Raw genomic sequence first — 17340 nt, forward strand, 5'->3', positions numbered from 1 at the left:
TACTAATACATGTGGTCAATATTGCATTTTTTCAAGTAATTAGGCGTGATGTAGCTAACAAATTGCAAAAGTGGACGCGTGTACAATCGGCATGTTTGATTGCCAATGAGATTGGTTGCTAACAAGGCAATGCTTTACACTCGGCGGTTTAGGTATGAAGTTCGGTGTGCTTTGTTCGTTATGTAGGGCACACTTTATTGCAGGCGTTACCGCATACCCGCTTGCCATACTTTCCCTAATAACTCTCATCACTTAAAGGGATTTTACTCTAGCAAACTTTTGTCCAAAAACGTGTTTGGTCACTCGAAGTCAAGTCGAAGAGACAAATAAGCAAGTGTAAACGCGGCTGTGGGCTTCGGTTTCAAGGATGAAACCGCAGAGCGTATAGGGATATATTTATAGCGTCCCGCAGAAGTGTTTGCACATCCCTCGCCGGGCAGGCGGTAGATAACAGTTCAATATTGGTATGCTGCACACAGCCAAGTACCAAATCAGCCCAATGAAACCAACCACAAAGATACTCGAAACTTGTTATTCGACAAGTGAATGAACCTCTGGTGCACGCATTCTCTCCCACCACTCATCACTAGCGACAATCTGGCCTTCCATATCGACTGCTGGATAGGGGATGCTTTTACGTCGACACGCCTTGGCGTAGATAGGGTGGCCTTGCTCGAATAACATCTTCTGGCAATAAGCCTCATCTAGCTTGCGCGTACCATACATGCCAGCTGCGGCTCTCTGCCTTTGGGCTTCATACATCACCAGCGCCGAAGCAACTGAGACATTGAGTGACTGTACCATGCCTATCATAGGGATAATGATGTGCTGATCTGCCGCTGCAATCCCCTCTTGACTGACTCCATCACGCTCATTGCCTAAGATGATGGCGGTTGGGCGAGTGTAATCTATCTCGCGAAAATCCACTGCTGTTTCTGAAAATGTGGTGGCTAGAACCTGCATATTTTGGGCGCGAAAGGCCTGTTGGGCATCATCCATATGGTAGTGCTTGATGGTTTTGACCCACTGCTGGCTGCCTGAGGCTGTGTTGCCTGATACTCGCATCTCAATATCTGGCCAGACTGCATGTATTTGATGAACGCCTACAGCGTCTGCTGTGCGGATAACGGCAGCGATATTATTCGTCTTGTGAACTTTATCGAGACAGAGAGTGAGATCGGGTTGGCGGTTATCTAGCATCTTATTGATGCGGGCAAAACGTTCAGGGCTCATGGTGTTATCTTTTGCTAAAGAGTAAAAAATAGAAAAGGGCGCCGTAGCGCCCAAAAGTATGTAGGAGTGGGGAGGTTAGAGCTCCATGACTCCATCCATCTCTACTAAAGAGTCTTTTGGAAGTTGCTTTACACCAATGGCGGCACGTGCCGGAAAAGGTTGGTTAAAGTAACGTTCCATTATCTCATTTACGGTAGCGAAGTTACTGAGATCTGTCATAAAAATATTGAGCTTGACGATATCATTGAGTGAGCCGCCAGCCGCTTCACATACTGCTGTTAAGTTTTCGAAAACCTGAACAACTTGGGCATTAAACTCATCGCTTACTATCTGCATGCTTGCAGGATCCAGCGGGATCTGACCCGAAAGGTAGACGGTGCTGCCAACTTTAACCGCTTGAGAATAGGTGCCGATCGCCTGTGGTGCCTTATCGGTTGCTATGATGCTTTTGTTCGCCATAACTCTCTCTCTTATATTTGATTATCGATTACGGGATGTACGTAATACTTCAGGCAGTACCCTGATACGGCGCATCACGTTGGCTAAATGAATTCGATCAGTGACCGAGATTCGTAAATTGATGAGGAAGACTCTACCGTCTCGCTCCTCTGTGCTTAGGTTATGAATATTGGCACCTTCGGCAGCCACAATCGAGGTGATCTTGGCCAGTGCACCTTGATGGTTCACAATCTCAACTCGCAAGTTAGCTTGGAACTCAACACCTTCGGCGTTATCCCACTGCACAGGAATATATTTATCTGGCTCACCTTGATAGCCACGAATATTCGCGCAGCTCTCCATATGAACAACCAAGCCTTTACCTGGACTCACATGGGCGATAACAGCATCACCTGGGATTGGGCGGCAGCAGTTGGCAAATGTGACTAGCATCCCCTCTGCACCGCGGATCGGCATCATGTTAGATTCTTTATGCTCATGGGGCTCGATCTGCTCCTGATCGCCTTTTAGTCGTTGGGCAATCACTATGCTCATGGCATTACCTAGACCTATGTCGACGAGCAGCTCTTCGAGTGTGTCGTGCTTAGTGTCACTGACGACTTTCTCAATCTGCTCGGGTGCGATCATATCTAACTTGGTATCACCTAACGCATGATTCAGTAGGCGTTTACCTAAGATGACTGCGTCATCCTCTTTCAAACTTTTCAGTAGTTGACGTATCTTAGCGCGAGCCTTACCTGTGACTACAAAGTTTAGCCACGCCGCATTGGGACGAGCGCCTTTAGCCGTAATAATTTCAACGGTTTGACCTGAGATTAGAGGCTGACTAAGTGGGTATGCTTGACGATTGACTCGTGCGCCAACACAGGTATTACCTACGTCTGTATGCACTTCGTAAGCAAAATCGACGGGTGTTGCGCCAACAGGAAGTTCTAAAATTCGACCCTCAGGGGTGAACACGTAGATCTCTTCTGGGAAAAGCTCAGTCTTAAAGTTTTCAACAAACTCAAATGAGGTACTGGCGCTTTGCTGCAGTTCAAGCAGGCTCTGCATCCACTTACGTGCACGAACTTGTGTCGTCGTGCCCTGCTCCGCTGAGCTGCCTTTTTTGTAGATCCAGTGGGCTGCAACCCCTTTATCTGCCATCTGATCCATATCTTCGGTACGGATCTGGATCTCAACAGGAACGCCGTGAGGTCCAAACAGTGAGGTATGGAGTGACTGATAGCCGTTGGCTTTTGGGATAGCAATATAATCTTTAAATCGACCTGGACGAGGTTTGTATAGGGCATGCATTGCCCCTAAGACTCGGTAGCAGGTATCGATGGAGTCCACGATGACGCGAAACGCGTAGATATCCATGACCTCTTGGAACTGTAGCTCCTTACTGCACATCTTGTTATAGATGGAGTAGAGGTTTTTCTCACGGCCTTTCACTGTACCTGGGATCTTAGTGTCTTCGAGGCGAGTGTGAACTGCTGCCTCAATACTTTGAATAAGCTCTTTACGATTGCCGCGTGCGGCCTTTACTACCTCTTTGAGTACGCGATAACGCATTGGGTAGTAGGCTTGGAAACCTAGGTCTTCGAGCTCGGTCTTGATGTTATGAATACCGAGACGGTTGGCAATCGGGGCGTAAATTTCTAAAGTTTCCCGCGCTATACGACGACGCTTGTCAGGCCTTAAAGCCCCAAGGGTGCGCATATTGTGGGTACGATCGGCTAGTTTGATAAGGATAACCCGAATATCTTGGGTCATGGCCATCATCATTTTGCGGAAGTTTTCGGCTTGGGCCTCTTTCTTATCGCGGAATTTTAGCTTATCGAGTTTTGAGACGCCCTCAACCAGTTCGGCGATGGATTCACTGAATAACTCAGCGAGTTCCTCTTTGGTGACTGGGGTGTCTTCGATGGTGTCGTGCAGGAGAGCAGCCATAAGCGTCTCATGATCGAGACGCATATCGGCCAGGATACGGGCGACCGCAACCGGGTGTGTGATATAAGGTTCACCACTTGTGCGCATTTGACCTTCATGGGCATCACGCGCCACCTGATAGGCCTGCTTGAGTAATTCTACCTGATCAGGTTCTAAATACCCTGATGCAGACTCCTTGAGACCTTCAAACAGATACAAGTGGTAATACTCCTTAGATTACGTTGTTACGACCTTCAGCAATCGCAGCAACAGCAGCTATTTCAGCCGCCTCACGTTCACGAACAGTCTGGCGCTCATCTGCGTCCAGAGTATCTGCTGTGACTAAACCAAGTTCGATTTCGCGTAAAGCGATAACCGTTGGCTTGTCGTTCTCTTCTTCAACCATAGGGTCTTTGCCCTGCACGGCGATTTGGCGAGCACGACGCGCTGCAACCAGGATCATATCAAAACGGTTGCCGATTTGTTCTACGGCGTCTTCTACAGTTACGCGAGCCATGTATGGAACTCCAGTGTTAGGATGAAAAAATGACGCAAAATTGTACACTAAGACAGTTATTCTGCCAATAGATCATTAAGCATATCATTGTGAGTATGAATTTGACCAGCGCGAGTTAAGCGCTGACTGCGAATTATAGCGATAAAATCACCAAGTGCGGTATCAAAATCATCGTTAATAATGATGAAATCATACTCATCATAGTGAGATATCTCAGAAGCCGCTTGAGCCATGCGCCCAGCAATCACCTCTGCGCTATCTTGGCCGCGGCCAGTTAAGCGTCTCTCAAGCTCAGCTTTTGATGGAGGAAGAATGAAGATGCCGATCGCTTCTGGCATCACTTTCTTTACCTGCTGAGCCCCTTGCCAGTCAATATCGAGGAACACATCGATACCTTGCTCTAGTGTCTGTTCAATGACTTTACGTGAGGTACCATAATAGTTACCGAACACCTCTGCCCATTCGAAAAAGGCATTTTCGGCAATTAACGCCTTAAACTCTTCAACGCTGACAAAGTGGTAATGTTGGCCATTAACTTCACCAGGACGCGGTTGTCGGGTCGTATGAGAAACCGATACCTGCTTATCTGCCGGCTTGTCTTTTAGCAGTCCGGAGATGAGTGATGATTTACCCGCGCCACTTGGCGCCGATACGATAAATAGGTTTCCGCGTGCGGTCATTTGCAAAGTATCCAAAAGCTAAAACAAAAAGATTTAGGTTCACCCGTCATTGGGTACAGACATTATACAAGTCAGTGTCTCTTTGGCCTAGTCTCTGTTGCGCTATTTTGCCTTCTTGGCAGAGATTATGGCGCTCTTTAGGGAGGATATCTTATGCTGGCACTGACTTTGGCGGGTAAATTCGTTAGGCTGTTGTCAGCTGAAATTTATCTTCAGTTAAGGTGTGTCAGTAATGCTCCCCCTGCGCTAATGGTTAAGTCGCTATTTACTGGGGAGGCTGGTATTAGTGCCTTTCTCCGTGAACTAACTCTTAGGTGTTGAATTTAATGCAGTATAAGTCTCTTTTTTGTATAAAAGGCCGGGATAACTGGCAGAGATTCTCAGTCATAAGCGGCTCACTTTATCTCACTTTGCTCTTGGGGTTTATGTTGATAGGTGGCGGTGGGGCGTTGATATTTTTAGCTCTGCTACTTGCCCCTTTACTAGGTTTGAGTGCATTAAGACGGGTTAGGGATATCGAGCGTCCAAGTTGGTTTGCGGTGCTTACCTTGCTCCCATTTATGTTTTTCTCTCTCTCTTTGGCCTACAGTGGTAGTGCTATGGCGTCGCTGACCTGTGGCGTGATAGCTGGTTTAATGACGGGTTTTTTATCGATTCAAAAAGCTAAGAACCACAGTGGAATTTACCAACAGGGCTACTCTGGCCCTCTAGTTGAACCGCGTAGGGAGCGAAGTCGCTCCAGAGTCGAGCCCACCTTAGGAGGTGGGGCTGACGAGGGAGAGGAGCAGGAGCAAGTAAGCTACCATGAAGCGGAATATGCTTCGCCCCAAAAGAGCAGGGCGACATTCGAGCTTTGGCTTACTTGGGCTAAGCAAAACCAGAAACTGTTAACAGCTGTGCTTGGTGTTGCTCTTTTTCTGATGGTGTTGAGCAGTCTATGGTCAATATTGGGTAGCTCTGATGAGGCCCCTCTAGAGCCTGAATTAGTTGAAGTGCAAGCTCAAAATTCAGTTGAGCGTGATGAGGTAACATTGCCCGATGGCTTTAGCTTAGTGTTAGAGGATAAGTTACTTATTATGCGCTGGCTGGGCGAGGCTGATAATCCAGGCCCTATCTGGTCTTTGGCCACTGCTGAGGGAGACAGAAGCTGTGCTAACTTAGTGTTTAATAACGGCAGTGAATATCGCCCTATTATTGTTGAGATGATGCCTGATACCAGCATTGAAGCGCGCTTTACTCCCCTCGATACTGGGAAGATTATTACCGATATTGCATTGAGAGGAGAGGTTAAGTTGTGTGGCTATGAATTCAGTTTGAAGGGAAGCCAGTCTGCCTTATCAAAAAGCGATGCATTTATCCCCTATTTATAACTGGATAAAGCAAGGTTTTCTCTTTAGACTGCACGGCTCAATGCGAGCCACAGTCATGTTTTGACTGATAATGATGATTTAAGTGAATGACAACAGATTGTGAAAATGAAGCGCTGACTTTAGTAATTATGGCTGCGGGGTTAGGCAGTCGTTTTGGCGGTGATAAACAGCTAGCGGCGCTAGGACCTAATGACGAAACTATGTTGGAGCTCGCTATTGTATCCGCTTGTCGAGCTGGTTTCTCTGGCGTAGTGTTAGTGATAAGGCCTGAGCTCGAGTCTGATATCGAAGCGCTTTTTAATGGTAGCTTAAATGATAAGCTTGATGCAGGCTTTAGCCATGATTTTTGTTATCAGGCTATGGACGATCTACCGGAGGCTGCATTAGCTCATATTTCCAATGTTAACCATAGGGAAAAGCCTTGGGGAACGGCGCATGCACTTTGGAGTGCGCGTAAGAAAGTCAAAGGTCGAATGGCGGTAATTAATGCCGATGATTATTATGGTGATACGGCTTTTGAGCTGCTTGCATCTGGATTGAATGAGTCAAAAGAGGATTGGATGCTGGTTGCTTACCCTCTTGGCTTGACTCTCTCTGAGCATGGTGGCGTTAATCGAGGCGTATGCTTAGTCAAGGAGGGGCTACTTCAAAGTGTCGCCGAATGGACAGATATTCGTCAGGGCTCTGATGAGGGGTTAGTTGGAACCTCTAAAGGAGAGCGGGGAGTTTTGTCGCCTTCAGTGCCTGTCTCTATGACCTGCTGGGGATTCACCCAAGATATATTTTTAGCGATTGAAGCGGAATTAATACAGTTTATTTCCGTTTATGGTCAGGAAGCTAAATCTGAGTGCTTTCTCCCAGATGTGGTTCAGCATAGTATGTCTAAAGTGGCATTAATAAATAATTTACCTGACGCTAAGCGTGTCAGGGTTAAGACGGCTCAGGAGCCTTGGTTTGGTGTGACCTACCCTCAGGATGCAGTGTGGGTAAGACAGAAACTGTCTAAGCTATTAAATAATAAGAGTAATGGAGTTATTAGTGATTGATTTTGTTAGGCAGTTAGTACTGCCGCATTTTGGCGTCCCAGCCTTGGACGCAAGTGTGTCTCCGTTAGGTAATGGACATATTAATGAAACTTTTTTGGTTCGTTGGGGTTCAGGCGAGCTGGTACTGCAGAAGATCAACACTGATGTTTTTAAGACTCCTAATGCTCTAGTAGAGAACGCACATAAAATTGCGGCGCATCTTACACAAAAATGTGAGAGTGATGAGTACCAGTTAAAAGTCGTTGAGCCACTGCGAACTCAAGATGAAGCGTTAGCTGTCGATCTTAAAGAGCATGGTTTTTGGCGCGCAATTAACTACCTGCCTTATAGTCATAGTATTGAAGTGGTAACCAATGAGGAGGAGGCGTTTGCAGCCGCTAAGGCTTTTGGCCATTTCTCTTCAGCCTTGAGCGATCTTGATGCTACTGTACTTGAAGATGTTATTCCTCAATTTCATCACCTGCCAGGACGTATCGCTCAATTAGAGTTGGCGGTTAGCAAAGATACACATAAACGATTAGATACCTGTAGTGATTGGGTTGATATGGTGTTTGCTCAGCAATCGCTTTTGCAAGAGTTAGCCGAGATCTCGCCGAGCTTGCCGCTAAGAACCTGCCACAATGACACTAAGATCAACAATATGCTGTATGACAAGCGAGATATGAGTAGCTTGGCGATTATTGATCTCGATACCTGCATGAAGGGTCACTTGATGTATGATTTCGGTGATATGGTGCGAACCTTTACCTCACCGGAAGAGGAGGACTCTAAGGCACTGGATAAGGTACATGTGCGAGAGTCTATCTTCGCTGCTATCTGTCGTGGATATTTGAGTGAGTTGGGCTCAGTGCTCAGTGAAGATGAGAAGAGAAGTCTTTGGTTAGGCGCTCGAGTTATCTGTCTAATGATTGGGGTTCGTTTCTTAACGGATCACCTTAATGGTGATGTATATTTTCATATCCACCATGAAAATCATAATCTTGAACGTGCTGCTAATCAGTTTACCTTGTATCAAAGCTTATTGGCCCAAGAGCAGGCATTAACACAGTATTTTAATTAGCCCTCCTTAAGCTAAGCATCATATGGGTGAAGCTGTTGTGCTTCACCTATGACTTTATAAAGGCTCGGTTTTTCAATTTGTTGAACTAAAAAGTTATGCCTAAGTGCGGGTGTTAGTAAGTGCTCGAACATATCGACCTGATGATTGTTAGGATCTAACCAGGCATCACGAACAGAAGTGGATTGCGGTAATATCAAGGGACTCGCTTTACTGTGAAAAGCTTGCATATCTGGGTGAGGCGGGTTGGTGATAATAGAGCATGAGATCTTATGCTCACCAGTTTTAGGGTGTTGCCACTCTTGAAATAGTCCCCCTAGTGTGATCGCTGAGTCTTGAGCGATAAAATCATAATACTCTACAGTATTCACTCGCTTTTCTGTTTCTCCAAAGCCTTTGGCAATAACAATGCACCTGCTTTCACGGAAGGGAATATACCCAGCTGAGCCGAGCTGATTAAGCTTGTCATAACGGGTATTAAATGAGGTGTATTTACTGGGTTTAAAGCCTGCATATCCCATATCCTGAAGTAACCACCAAGTTGCGGTTTGTAGCTGTCTGATCCCGTTAACTTCTCTGACGATGCTTATTTCATTGGTGGGCATTTTAAAGCGATCGAAGAGCATCTCGTTGGGATTTGATACGCTTAAGTCTTGCAGCAATGTGCGCATAAACAGATCGTCGATCATATTGAGTCGGCCACACATAAAGGCTCCAAGAATCGTAAAAAATGAAACAGTAACATAAAAAAGCCCGCACTGAGTACGGGCTAGTAAGCTTTTCAGGGATGACTAGGAATGGCTAGGAAGGGGTAAATAACTTCATACTGTCACTCCATACCTCTCCAGCAGTGCCGTCCATTTGCGACCATTCAGGCTCTTCGGTAAAACCTTTAACCGAGAGATGATCGCCATCTTGAGCGATGAGGCTTATCACAACGCTAAGATCGCTAGTGCCGTTAGTGTTGGGGACATCTATGATAAGTTCACCAATAGAATTTATTTCCCAAGTCAGCTCTTCGACTGTGGTTTCACCCTCATCCGTTTCCGTTAATGTGCCACTGCCACCACTATATAAGGAGTAATATTGTCTCAACATTGCCGTCTGAGTCGAAACTCTTTAACTGCTTACCGCTTAACATATCGGTATTAAATGAAGCTTCGCTGCCATCACGACAGCTTGTGACTAAGGCTTGATACTCAGTAAGTGACGCTAAGGTTTCAGTAACAGGCTGATCGGTTTCATCATTCCAAGTTGAGTCACCCTCATCACATACAAAGAGACTAGTATCAGGTTCTGGAAGGGGGAATAACTTCAACTTTTCGCTCCAGACTTCACCTACCGTGCCGTCCATGGGGCTCCAGTCACTCTCTTCAAGAAAGCCTTTGACTGAGAAATGATCGCCATCTTGCTTAATTAGACTGATGACTGCCCTAGTATCATTGGTACCTGCAGAGTTACCAATTTCAATAACTATCTCTCCTGTGTCATTGACCGTCCATTGATAATCCTCAACCATAGGCTCTTCTGTGTCATTATCCGTATGGCTACCAGTACCATCAGCGTTGAATGTCAGAATTGTTTCTATCTCGCCATCTGAATCAAAAGATTTGAGCTTGTTACCCGCTAACATCTCGGTATTAAACAGCTGAGGTTCGCCATCTCTACAGTTGGCGACGAGGGCGAGGTATTCACTGTATGAACGTGTGGTGCCCTCTTTAGGTTGGTCGGTTTCTTCATCCCAATCTGAATCGCCATCACGGCAGACAAAGTCACTGTTGTCAGGCTCTGGTGGCATCACATTGTCGAGTAAGGTTAGATCTAGATTCTCTAAAATGTCATTTTTAGCGGTGAGGTTAAACACCCACTCGTCATCATCGGATACTAGACCTGCTGCGATAAACTCGCCTCGTCTGACTGCCCCCTCATATTCGGCGAATAGTAGCTCTCCCATATCGCCATCATCATTGTCACCAAAATTGCGCACACTTTCAGGCAATGCTAATAGGAGCAATCTTTGCTCCATAACGGTTTCATCACGCCAGGTCCCCGTGGCAAATAGGGAGGCGACACTGCTGACTTCGCCTGAGTCACTTTGTGCTTGCCACTCAATTTTGTAGTAGTTAACAGCGCCACCTTCGACCATTTCGGCGATGATAGAGCGACTGCCATCCCAGCCGACATGAGGGCCGACAATATTATTGACCATGCCATCAGATGCGCTGGCTGAGATCAGGCTATTTAATGTCGTTGCTGGGCCATCTATTTCGCTGTCAGCTGTATGTGCCCAAACACTGTTACACATACCTTCAAATAGGTCATCCTCTAAGCAGTCATCCCAATTGAAGATAGAGTAGACATCATTAATGTTGCTGAAACTTAACTCGAAAGCCTCCGCTTCGGCGCTAAAGGTGACTGTTTCAGGTATGATTTTATGCCAGACATCTGTGTCTGCTTGTTCCGATAGAAAGAGTTTAATTTTAAGGTCGGTGACGGAGATCTGCTCGGCGAAGATAAGCTCGCTCAGTATCGGTAGTTCTGAATTGACTAAGGTAATACTGCCGTCATCATTGAGTGAGCTAATGATGAAGTTATCATTGCTGGCTACCCAGCCTGACTCAGTGAGGATAAGGTCATCTTCATCACTCATCTCTGTCTCTTCGACAAACTCACCGTTAATTAGCTCGAAGAGTGTTTCGGAGCTTGTTTCGGTACCAGCATCATAGGTTAAGGTGCCATATGAAAGGTGTAGCATGTTGTCATAATAGCCATCATCGAAGAAGTTTATCCCATCGCCACTAACAAGCTCGGTTAAGTTTGCGGCTGCCGCAGTCGCTTCAGTATCACGGATTTGCACTTGGCCTTCGAGATCATCCGTCGATACCGTGCTCGCATCGGTAACAGTTTCTGACTCGACAACATCACTGGGATCAAATTCCCCACCCTGCTCGTTTACAAACTCAACCTCAGTGACTATCTCATCTAGGGCCTCAATGATCTGATCGACAATCAGTCCAACCATATCATCGGTCGTAATGCCCGCATCATCAGCCGCTGTTTGAATCGCCTCCAAATTGGTAGCGATAAGCAGGGCGGTTACCTGTGCGACTTGATGGAGACGCTCATACTCGCTCTGGACATCTTCCTCGAGTTCATTATTAAGCTGCTGGGCAACATAGTCTTGACTGAGTTCTAAACTGGTGCCTAGAAGGGCTTGTAAGTTGGTTTCTGCTTCAGTTAGCTCACTACCCTGCTCAACTTCGTTTTGAACCATAGTGGTCAAAGGGCTGACGAACTCATAACCCACTGGGGCTGTCATAGTGTAAGGTTGGGTGATAGCCTCACCAGTGTCTTCATCGACCACTCCAGCTGTTACCTCTACCAAAAGTGGGAAGCTGTCTATCTGCTCTTGCGTCGCATCAGTAATTGAGAAGTCGCCACCTGCACTGCTGATCGCGCTAGGCTCTCCATCATCACATAGTTTGTTTTCATTCAGATCTAGGCAGACCTTGGCTCCCACAAGGTAGCCGTCGGCGACTTTACCACTCATCACAATCTGAGTGGGCTCTGGTGTCGGCTCTGGCGGTGGTGTGGTGTCATTACTGTCACTCCCCCCGCAGGCGCTAAGAGCTAGAAGGGGAAATGCTAGGAAAAGTAAGTGTTTGGTATTCATCAAATCGCTCCATTGATCTTGATGGGATATTGGCTTTTTAAGCGTAGAAGTTAGCTAAGATTTGTGCCAAAAACTTTTTGATAGGAAGGTGTTTCAGCATATGTGATCGGTATAAAACTAATGGCGTATCAATTTTGTTGATCATAAGGTTAATATTTCACGTATTGTTCGAGCTTTCTCTTGGCCTATACCTTCGACCTTGATGAGTTCCTCTACTGGTGCTGTGAATATCGCCTCGATACTGTCAAAATGACTTAAGAGTCTTTTCGCTAATTTAGGCCCTACTTGAGGTAGGCTTTGGAGTATGAACAACTGCCGGTTTTTTTGGCGTTTAGGTTTTCTGCCTGTAGAGATAACTCCTGTTTCTCTATTGTTTAACTGGGTGGCGCAAAAGTAGAGAATCTTAGCCGATTCAGTTTGGGATAAGCTGCGCAAGATAGGCATGTTGAAGTTAATTGAAATGGAGCAGATAGCACCGATTAATGCTTCCCTTGTAATATCATAAGTTGCAATATCTTGTGAGGAACCTTCAATAAGCAGTGCAGTATTAAAGTCACATTCAGATAGCCTTGAAATCTGTGAAAATAATTGGCCACTACAGAGTGAAACCACAAGTTCTGGCAATGTTTTTCGTTCAATAAGCCAGTTATTGATCTGATAATCCCCAAGAGTTAGCCTTTTCTTCGTTAAGCGGGCATCTGTGTGTAGGGTTAGTTCTTCAAGTAGCAGATCAGCGTGTTCACGATCGTCATAGACGATCTCAATTAGAGGGCTATTCATCCTGAATACCTTTATCAATCCTTTAGGTACTATTGAGTTTAGCTCAATATAACTCAATGCATATGTTCTACCATTTGTATCACGACATATAGTGGTACTGCAGTAAGAGATTAATAAAACCTAAAGTGCTTAATGTATAACGGTAAACTTTTTAAGCTAAGGTGATAACATGATGATTATCTAACCAGCTACCTAAGGGACCCTGATGGCGCTATTTTTAAGTTTATCCAATCCTATGTGCAAAATGTTGAAACAACCATTTGAGCGGATAACAGATGCTGAGGGTAATAACCCTGGTGTGCAGCCCATTAGCACCAATGCCAATCGTGTGAGCTGGCAAGGGCAGGTGATTCAGTTAACGGGTCGTCATTGGCAACCCTATGATGACGGCAGTTGGCTGGTGGTGTTTATGGAGTCCCATAGTCGTTACTGCATGATGACTCATTATCCTCTGAAACCTGACTGGGAGCAGCTACAGCAAGATTTTTACAACCAGTGGAAACTTCACACCGTTGGCTGCCTTAGGGCTAATGGCTTTATTCGAAACGATGATGACGGTATGCAGGTGCTTGATAATATAGAGTGGTATTTTGATCAAACTAAGGTTCATGTTTTTCGTAACTTAGATCGCAGCATAGCAACCCACATTGCAGAGATACAGTACTATCTACGCTCACTATTTGATAATTACCATCCAAGCTGTTTTGACAGTGAGGAGGCGTGGGAATTGAGTCATTTCATTAATCAGCAGCCTAAAAAAGTTGGCGGAAAGCGTGGAAAAAAGCATGAGTTTTTTCCTGTAGATCGTTTTATCCATGACATTCTTTACCGCTTTGGTAGTGGCATTAGTCCTGATGATTTTCCCGATGTTAAACCCAGAGACTTTCCTTGCCCCTACCCACAAAAGCCGATGTTAAAGGTGTTGTAGTAGAGCTGATACATCAAAAAGTTAGAACAACTGCAAACAAAAGCCCAGCGATAAACTGGGCTTAGAGACATTAAATCAAATGGGTAAAAACGTTACTCTACGTTCTGGATCTGTTCTCTCATCTGCTCAATTAGCACTTTTAGCTCTACCGCTGCCGCGGTGACTTCCGCACTGATTGATTTAGACGCTAGAGTGTTTGATTCGCGGTTGAACTCTTGCATCATAAAGTCGAGTCGACGGCCTTGTGCGCCACCTTTTTTGAGGATGCGTTGTGTTTCGGCGACATGGGCGTCGAGTCTGTCCATCTCTTCGGCAACATCCATCTTCTGCGCTAGGATAACCATCTCTTGCTCAAGACGGGCTGGATCGAGTTCACCTGTGATCTCGGCTAGACGATTGGTTAGCTTGTCACGTTGCCATTGCATGACGGTTGGCATATGTTCACGGACGATAGCCACTTGCTCAACGATGGCGTCGAGGCGTGTTTGTAGCATGGTTTTAATCGCTTCACCTTCACGGCCGCGGGCTTCGATAAATTGATCGATTGCGCTATCGAAAGCAGTAAGTAGCTCTTTGCCTAAAGCATCCATATCCTGCTCACTGCCAGACATAACACCAGGCCACTTTAGGATATCAACTAAGTTTAATTCACCTTGACCCGCTTCCTGTTTTACCCAGTTGGCAGCGCTGACGAGTTGCTTTGCTAAGTCTTGATTTAGCTGAAGTTCACTGTTTTTATTGTCAGCGAGGTCGTACCTTAAATTCACCTCTATTTTGCCACGATTAAGGCGTTTACGCAGACGGTCTCTTAGCAGAGGTTCAAGGCTTCGGAAGTGTTCAGGCAGGCGCAGGTAGGTCTCTAAATAGCGCTGATTGACTGAACGGATTTCCCAAGAGGCAGTGCCCCATTCTGCTTTGTGCTCGATTCGAGCGTAGGCTGTCATGCTTTGAATCATGGGTCTGTATTCCAATTTGTTTAAAACGGCAAAGTGAACAGGGATTATAGACTTGTTAACTTGTGCGTCAAAGTAATCTCGGCGAGCTTTACGTTATGGATCGGAATATCGTGGCATCCAAGGGCACAACCCCCTATAATATCGATCCAAAATCACCCACTCAAAATCATGTAGCTCAATTGCCATTAGATTTATGAATACAGGAATTTCCTATGCGCCCAAATGACAGAACGCCAGCACAATCTCGCCCAGTGACAATTACACGTCAGTTTACAGCTCATGCTGAAGGCTCTGTTTTGGTAGAGTTTGGCGAAACTAAAGTGCTGTGTACTGCAAGTTTCACCGAAGGGGTGCCACGTTTTCTAAAAGGAAAAGGCCAAGGTTGGGTAACGGCTGAATATGGCATGCTGCCTCGTTCGACTCATAGCCGTATGGATCGTGAAGCGGCTCGCGGTAAGCAGTCGGGCCGTACTCAAGAGATCCAACGTCTTATTGGTCGCTCTCTTCGTGCTGCGGTGGATATGAAGGCACTCGGTGAAAATACCATAGTGATCGATTGTGATGTGATTCAAGCCGATGGCGGTACGCGTACTGCGGCGATTACTGGTGCCTGTGTTGCGCTAGTTGATGCGCTAAACTGGGCTCGTGGTAAAGGTATTTTGAAGAATAATCCTCTTAAGTTCCTGATTGCTGCGGTTAGTGTTGGTATCTATAAAGGTGAGCCTATCTGTGATCTCGAATATATCGAAGATAGTGAAGCTGAAACCGATATGAATGTCGTGATGACTGAAACTGGCAAGATGATCGAGATTCAAGGTACTGCAGAAGGTGAGCCGTTTAGCCATGAAGAGCTTCTTAGCTTACTTGAGCTGGCTAAGCATGGTATTCGTGAAATTGTCGATGTACAGAAGGCTGCATTGAGCTAATCATTGTTTTTGTTATTAGGGCCCTACGGGGTCCTTTTTGTAAGTGAAACTAAATAAGAGTTGCCCCTACATTTTTTTAAGGAGAGATTGTGAAAGCCTATCAGCGTGAGTTTATCGAGTTTGCTTTAGAGCGTCAGGTACTTAGATTTGGCGAATTTACGTTAAAATCAGGCCGTACAAGCCCCTATTTTTTCAATGCTGGCCTGTTTAATACTGGTCGTGATCTGGCTCGTCTTGGTCGTTTTTATGCTGCTGCCCTCGTGGATTCTGGCATTGAGCATGATCTACTGTTTGGCCCTGCATACAAGGGGATCCCGATTGCAACGACAACGGCTGTTGCTCTGTGTGAGCACCATGATATAGATATCCCTTACTGTTTTAACCGTAAAGAGAAGAAAGATCACGGGGAAGGCGGTAGCTTAGTCGGGAGTGAGCTAAAAGGGCGTGTAATGTTGGTTGATGACGTGATCACTGCTGGTACCGCGATTCGTGAGTCGATGGAGATTATTGCGGCCCATGAAGCTAAGCTTGCCGGCGTGTTAATTGCACTGGATCGTCAAGAGAAAGGTAAGGGTGAGCTTTCTGCTATTCAGGAAGTTGAGCGTGATTTCGGCTGTGATATCGTGTCAATTATTAAGCTAGGCGATTTGATCAACTACTTATCTGAAAAGCCAGGTATGGAGGTTCAGCTTGAGTCAGTTAGTGCTTATCGCGATCAGTATGGGATTTAAAAGATAAGTCTAGATGACTAGAGCGTTCGCAGGCTCACTTCGAGAGCGCTCACAAGTTCGCTTCTAGAAAAAAGCAAAAGCTATTAGTTTGGCTTTTGCTTTTTGTTTTCAGTTTCTGCTTTTTGCTTTTCCTAGCAGGCCGAAGGCCGCTCTCGGAGCGAAGCGTCCTAGAACCTAGTACCTTCTTTTAAATTTAGTTACTAAGAAATTCTGCTCTTGTCGCTGGATTGGATTTAAATATGCCGCCCAATGCCGTCGTTGTCGTTGAGCTGGTGGAGTCCATCACGCCACGGGATTTTACGCAGTAGTGAACGGCGTCCATCTTAACGGCGACATCTTTAGTTTCGAGCAGCGTCTGTAGGGCGACTAAAACTTGTTGTGTTAGACGCTCTTGAACTTGAGGGCGCTGGGCAAAAAATCGCACAATACGGTTAATCTTCGATAGACCTATGATATTTTTCCGCGGCAAGTAAGCCACTCTGGCTAGTCCATCTATGGTCACTAAATGATGTTCACAAGTACTAGTTAGACTGATGTCATTGACCTTAACCATCTCATCGAATCCCATCTTATTTTCAATGACAGTGATCTTTGGAAAGTTGGCATAATCTAGGCCAGAGAAGATCTCATCCACATACATTTTAGCGATACGCTTAGGGGTATCAGCCAAGCTATCATCAGAGAGATCGAGAGACATCAAGGTTAAGATCTCACGCATATGCTGCTCAATCTTAACTTTGCGCTCTTTGGCGCTAAATTCGCTCGGTAGCATAGGAGTTTCTAAACCACGCTCCAATAGCGCAGCCTGAACAAGCTGTGCAGACTCACTTAGGATTGCTTCTTTTGATGTCATAAGTTCCTCCACCATAATTATAAGTGGTGATATTCGGTATCTTTTGTCTAGAGACTGCGAATCTCTTAGGGAGAGCTAGTTATCTCACATAAAACGGAAAATGTAGAGTGGCAACTGTTCGCATGAATTCAGAGAGAACGGAGGATACCGTTATTTGGTGTAAATATACACCATAAAAAAGGCTTTAGATAAGAAAAAAGCCGATGATGGTCATCGG

17 protein-coding genes are annotated in these 17340 nt (G+C 45.7%); 6 read left to right on the forward strand and 11 right to left on the reverse strand.

Going from position 1 to position 17340, the window contains the following annotated elements:
• Window positions 1-531: 531 nt before the first annotated feature.
• The 5 genes from trmH to gmk all read right to left on the reverse strand — a co-directional run bounded on the left by trmH (window position 532) and on the right by gmk (window position 4803).
• Window positions 532-1233, reverse strand: coding sequence for a tRNA (guanosine(18)-2'-O)-methyltransferase TrmH (gene trmH, locus K0625_RS18845; protein ID WP_220111101.1), 702 nt, complete (start codon window positions 1231-1233; stop codon window positions 532-534).
• A 75-nt stretch (window positions 1234-1308) separates the two neighbouring features.
• Window positions 1309-1692, reverse strand: coding sequence for a RidA family protein (locus K0625_RS18850; protein WP_220111102.1), 384 nt, complete (start codon window positions 1690-1692; stop codon window positions 1309-1311).
• 21 nt (window positions 1693-1713) lie between these two features.
• A complete protein-coding gene (gene spoT / locus K0625_RS18855) occupies window positions 1714-3825 on the reverse strand; it encodes a bifunctional GTP diphosphokinase/guanosine-3',5'-bis pyrophosphate 3'-pyrophosphohydrolase (RefSeq protein WP_220111103.1) in 2112 nt (703 codons plus the stop codon).
• 13 nt (window positions 3826-3838) lie between these two features.
• Window positions 3839-4123, reverse strand: coding sequence for a DNA-directed RNA polymerase subunit omega (gene rpoZ, locus K0625_RS18860; protein ID WP_012327157.1), 285 nt, complete (start codon window positions 4121-4123; stop codon window positions 3839-3841).
• 56 nt (window positions 4124-4179) lie between these two features.
• Window positions 4180-4803, reverse strand: a complete 624-nt coding sequence (gene gmk, locus K0625_RS18865; protein ID WP_220111104.1) for a guanylate kinase — start codon at window positions 4801-4803, stop codon at window positions 4180-4182.
• A gap of 326 nt (window positions 4804-5129) precedes the next feature.
• Between gmk and K0625_RS18870 the strand changes: the two genes are divergently transcribed.
• From K0625_RS18870 to K0625_RS18880, 3 genes are all read left to right on the forward strand, one after another.
• Complete coding sequence (locus K0625_RS18870; RefSeq protein WP_220111105.1) at window positions 5130-6173, forward strand: DUF805 domain-containing protein; 1044 nt, start codon at window positions 5130-5132, stop codon at window positions 6171-6173.
• A gap of 86 nt (window positions 6174-6259) precedes the next feature.
• On the forward strand, window positions 6260-7219 hold the full coding sequence (locus K0625_RS18875) for an NTP transferase domain-containing protein (RefSeq protein WP_220111106.1): 960 nt from the start codon (window positions 6260-6262) through the stop codon (window positions 7217-7219).
• Window positions 7212-8279: a phosphotransferase enzyme family protein gene (locus tag K0625_RS18880; RefSeq protein ID WP_220111107.1), complete on the forward strand. Its 1068-nt coding sequence runs from the start codon at window positions 7212-7214 to the stop codon at window positions 8277-8279. Before K0625_RS18875 ends, K0625_RS18880 begins: the two co-directional genes overlap by 8 nt.
• Before the next feature lie 11 nt (window positions 8280-8290).
• On the opposite strand, the gene K0625_RS18885 is transcribed toward K0625_RS18880, so the two are convergent.
• The 4 genes from K0625_RS18885 to K0625_RS18900 form a co-directional block, all read right to left on the reverse strand.
• Window positions 8291-8983 (reverse strand): SOS response-associated peptidase family protein, encoded by a 693-nt coding sequence (locus K0625_RS18885; RefSeq protein WP_220111108.1) that lies wholly within the window; start codon window positions 8981-8983, stop codon window positions 8291-8293.
• A gap of 94 nt (window positions 8984-9077) precedes the next feature.
• A complete protein-coding gene (locus K0625_RS18890; RefSeq protein ID WP_220111109.1) occupies window positions 9078-9374 on the reverse strand; it encodes a hypothetical protein in 297 nt (98 codons plus the stop codon).
• Complete coding sequence (locus tag K0625_RS18895; RefSeq protein ID WP_220111110.1) at window positions 9346-11949, reverse strand: hypothetical protein; 2604 nt, start codon at window positions 11947-11949, stop codon at window positions 9346-9348. The genes K0625_RS18890 and K0625_RS18895 overlap by 29 nt, the downstream gene beginning before the upstream one ends.
• Before the next feature lie 141 nt (window positions 11950-12090).
• Window positions 12091-12729 (reverse strand): ERCC4 domain-containing protein, encoded by a 639-nt coding sequence (locus K0625_RS18900; protein ID WP_220111111.1) that lies wholly within the window; start codon window positions 12727-12729, stop codon window positions 12091-12093.
• Window positions 12730-12934: 205 nt separating this feature from the next.
• On the opposite strand from K0625_RS18900, the gene K0625_RS18905 reads away from it, so the two are divergent.
• Complete coding sequence (locus K0625_RS18905) at window positions 12935-13657, forward strand: amino acid adenylation (RefSeq protein ID WP_220111112.1); 723 nt, start codon at window positions 12935-12937, stop codon at window positions 13655-13657.
• 92 nt (window positions 13658-13749) lie between these two features.
• Here K0625_RS18905 and K0625_RS18910 read toward each other — a convergent pair whose 3' ends face one another.
• A complete protein-coding gene (locus K0625_RS18910) occupies window positions 13750-14613 on the reverse strand; it encodes a YicC/YloC family endoribonuclease (protein ID WP_065204589.1) in 864 nt (287 codons plus the stop codon).
• A 212-nt stretch (window positions 14614-14825) separates the two neighbouring features.
• Here K0625_RS18910 and rph point away from each other — a divergent pair, with 212 nt between their 5' ends.
• Entirely contained in the window at window positions 14826-15539 is a 714-nt protein-coding gene (gene rph / locus K0625_RS18915; protein ID WP_012327143.1) for a ribonuclease PH, read from the forward strand.
• A gap of 89 nt (window positions 15540-15628) precedes the next feature.
• On the forward strand, window positions 15629-16270 hold the full coding sequence (gene pyrE / locus K0625_RS18920) for an orotate phosphoribosyltransferase (protein WP_220111113.1): 642 nt from the start codon (window positions 15629-15631) through the stop codon (window positions 16268-16270).
• Between the two features lie 193 nt (window positions 16271-16463).
• Here pyrE and folE read toward each other — a convergent pair whose 3' ends face one another.
• Window positions 16464-17123: a GTP cyclohydrolase I FolE gene (gene folE, locus K0625_RS18925; RefSeq protein ID WP_220111114.1), complete on the reverse strand. Its 660-nt coding sequence runs from the start codon at window positions 17121-17123 to the stop codon at window positions 16464-16466.
• Between the last annotated feature and the right edge of the window lie 217 nt (window positions 17124-17340).

It is taken from the genome of Shewanella nanhaiensis, from assembly GCF_019457885.1.
In the GTDB taxonomy this organism is placed as follows: domain Bacteria; phylum Pseudomonadota; class Gammaproteobacteria; order Enterobacterales; family Shewanellaceae; genus Shewanella; species Shewanella nanhaiensis.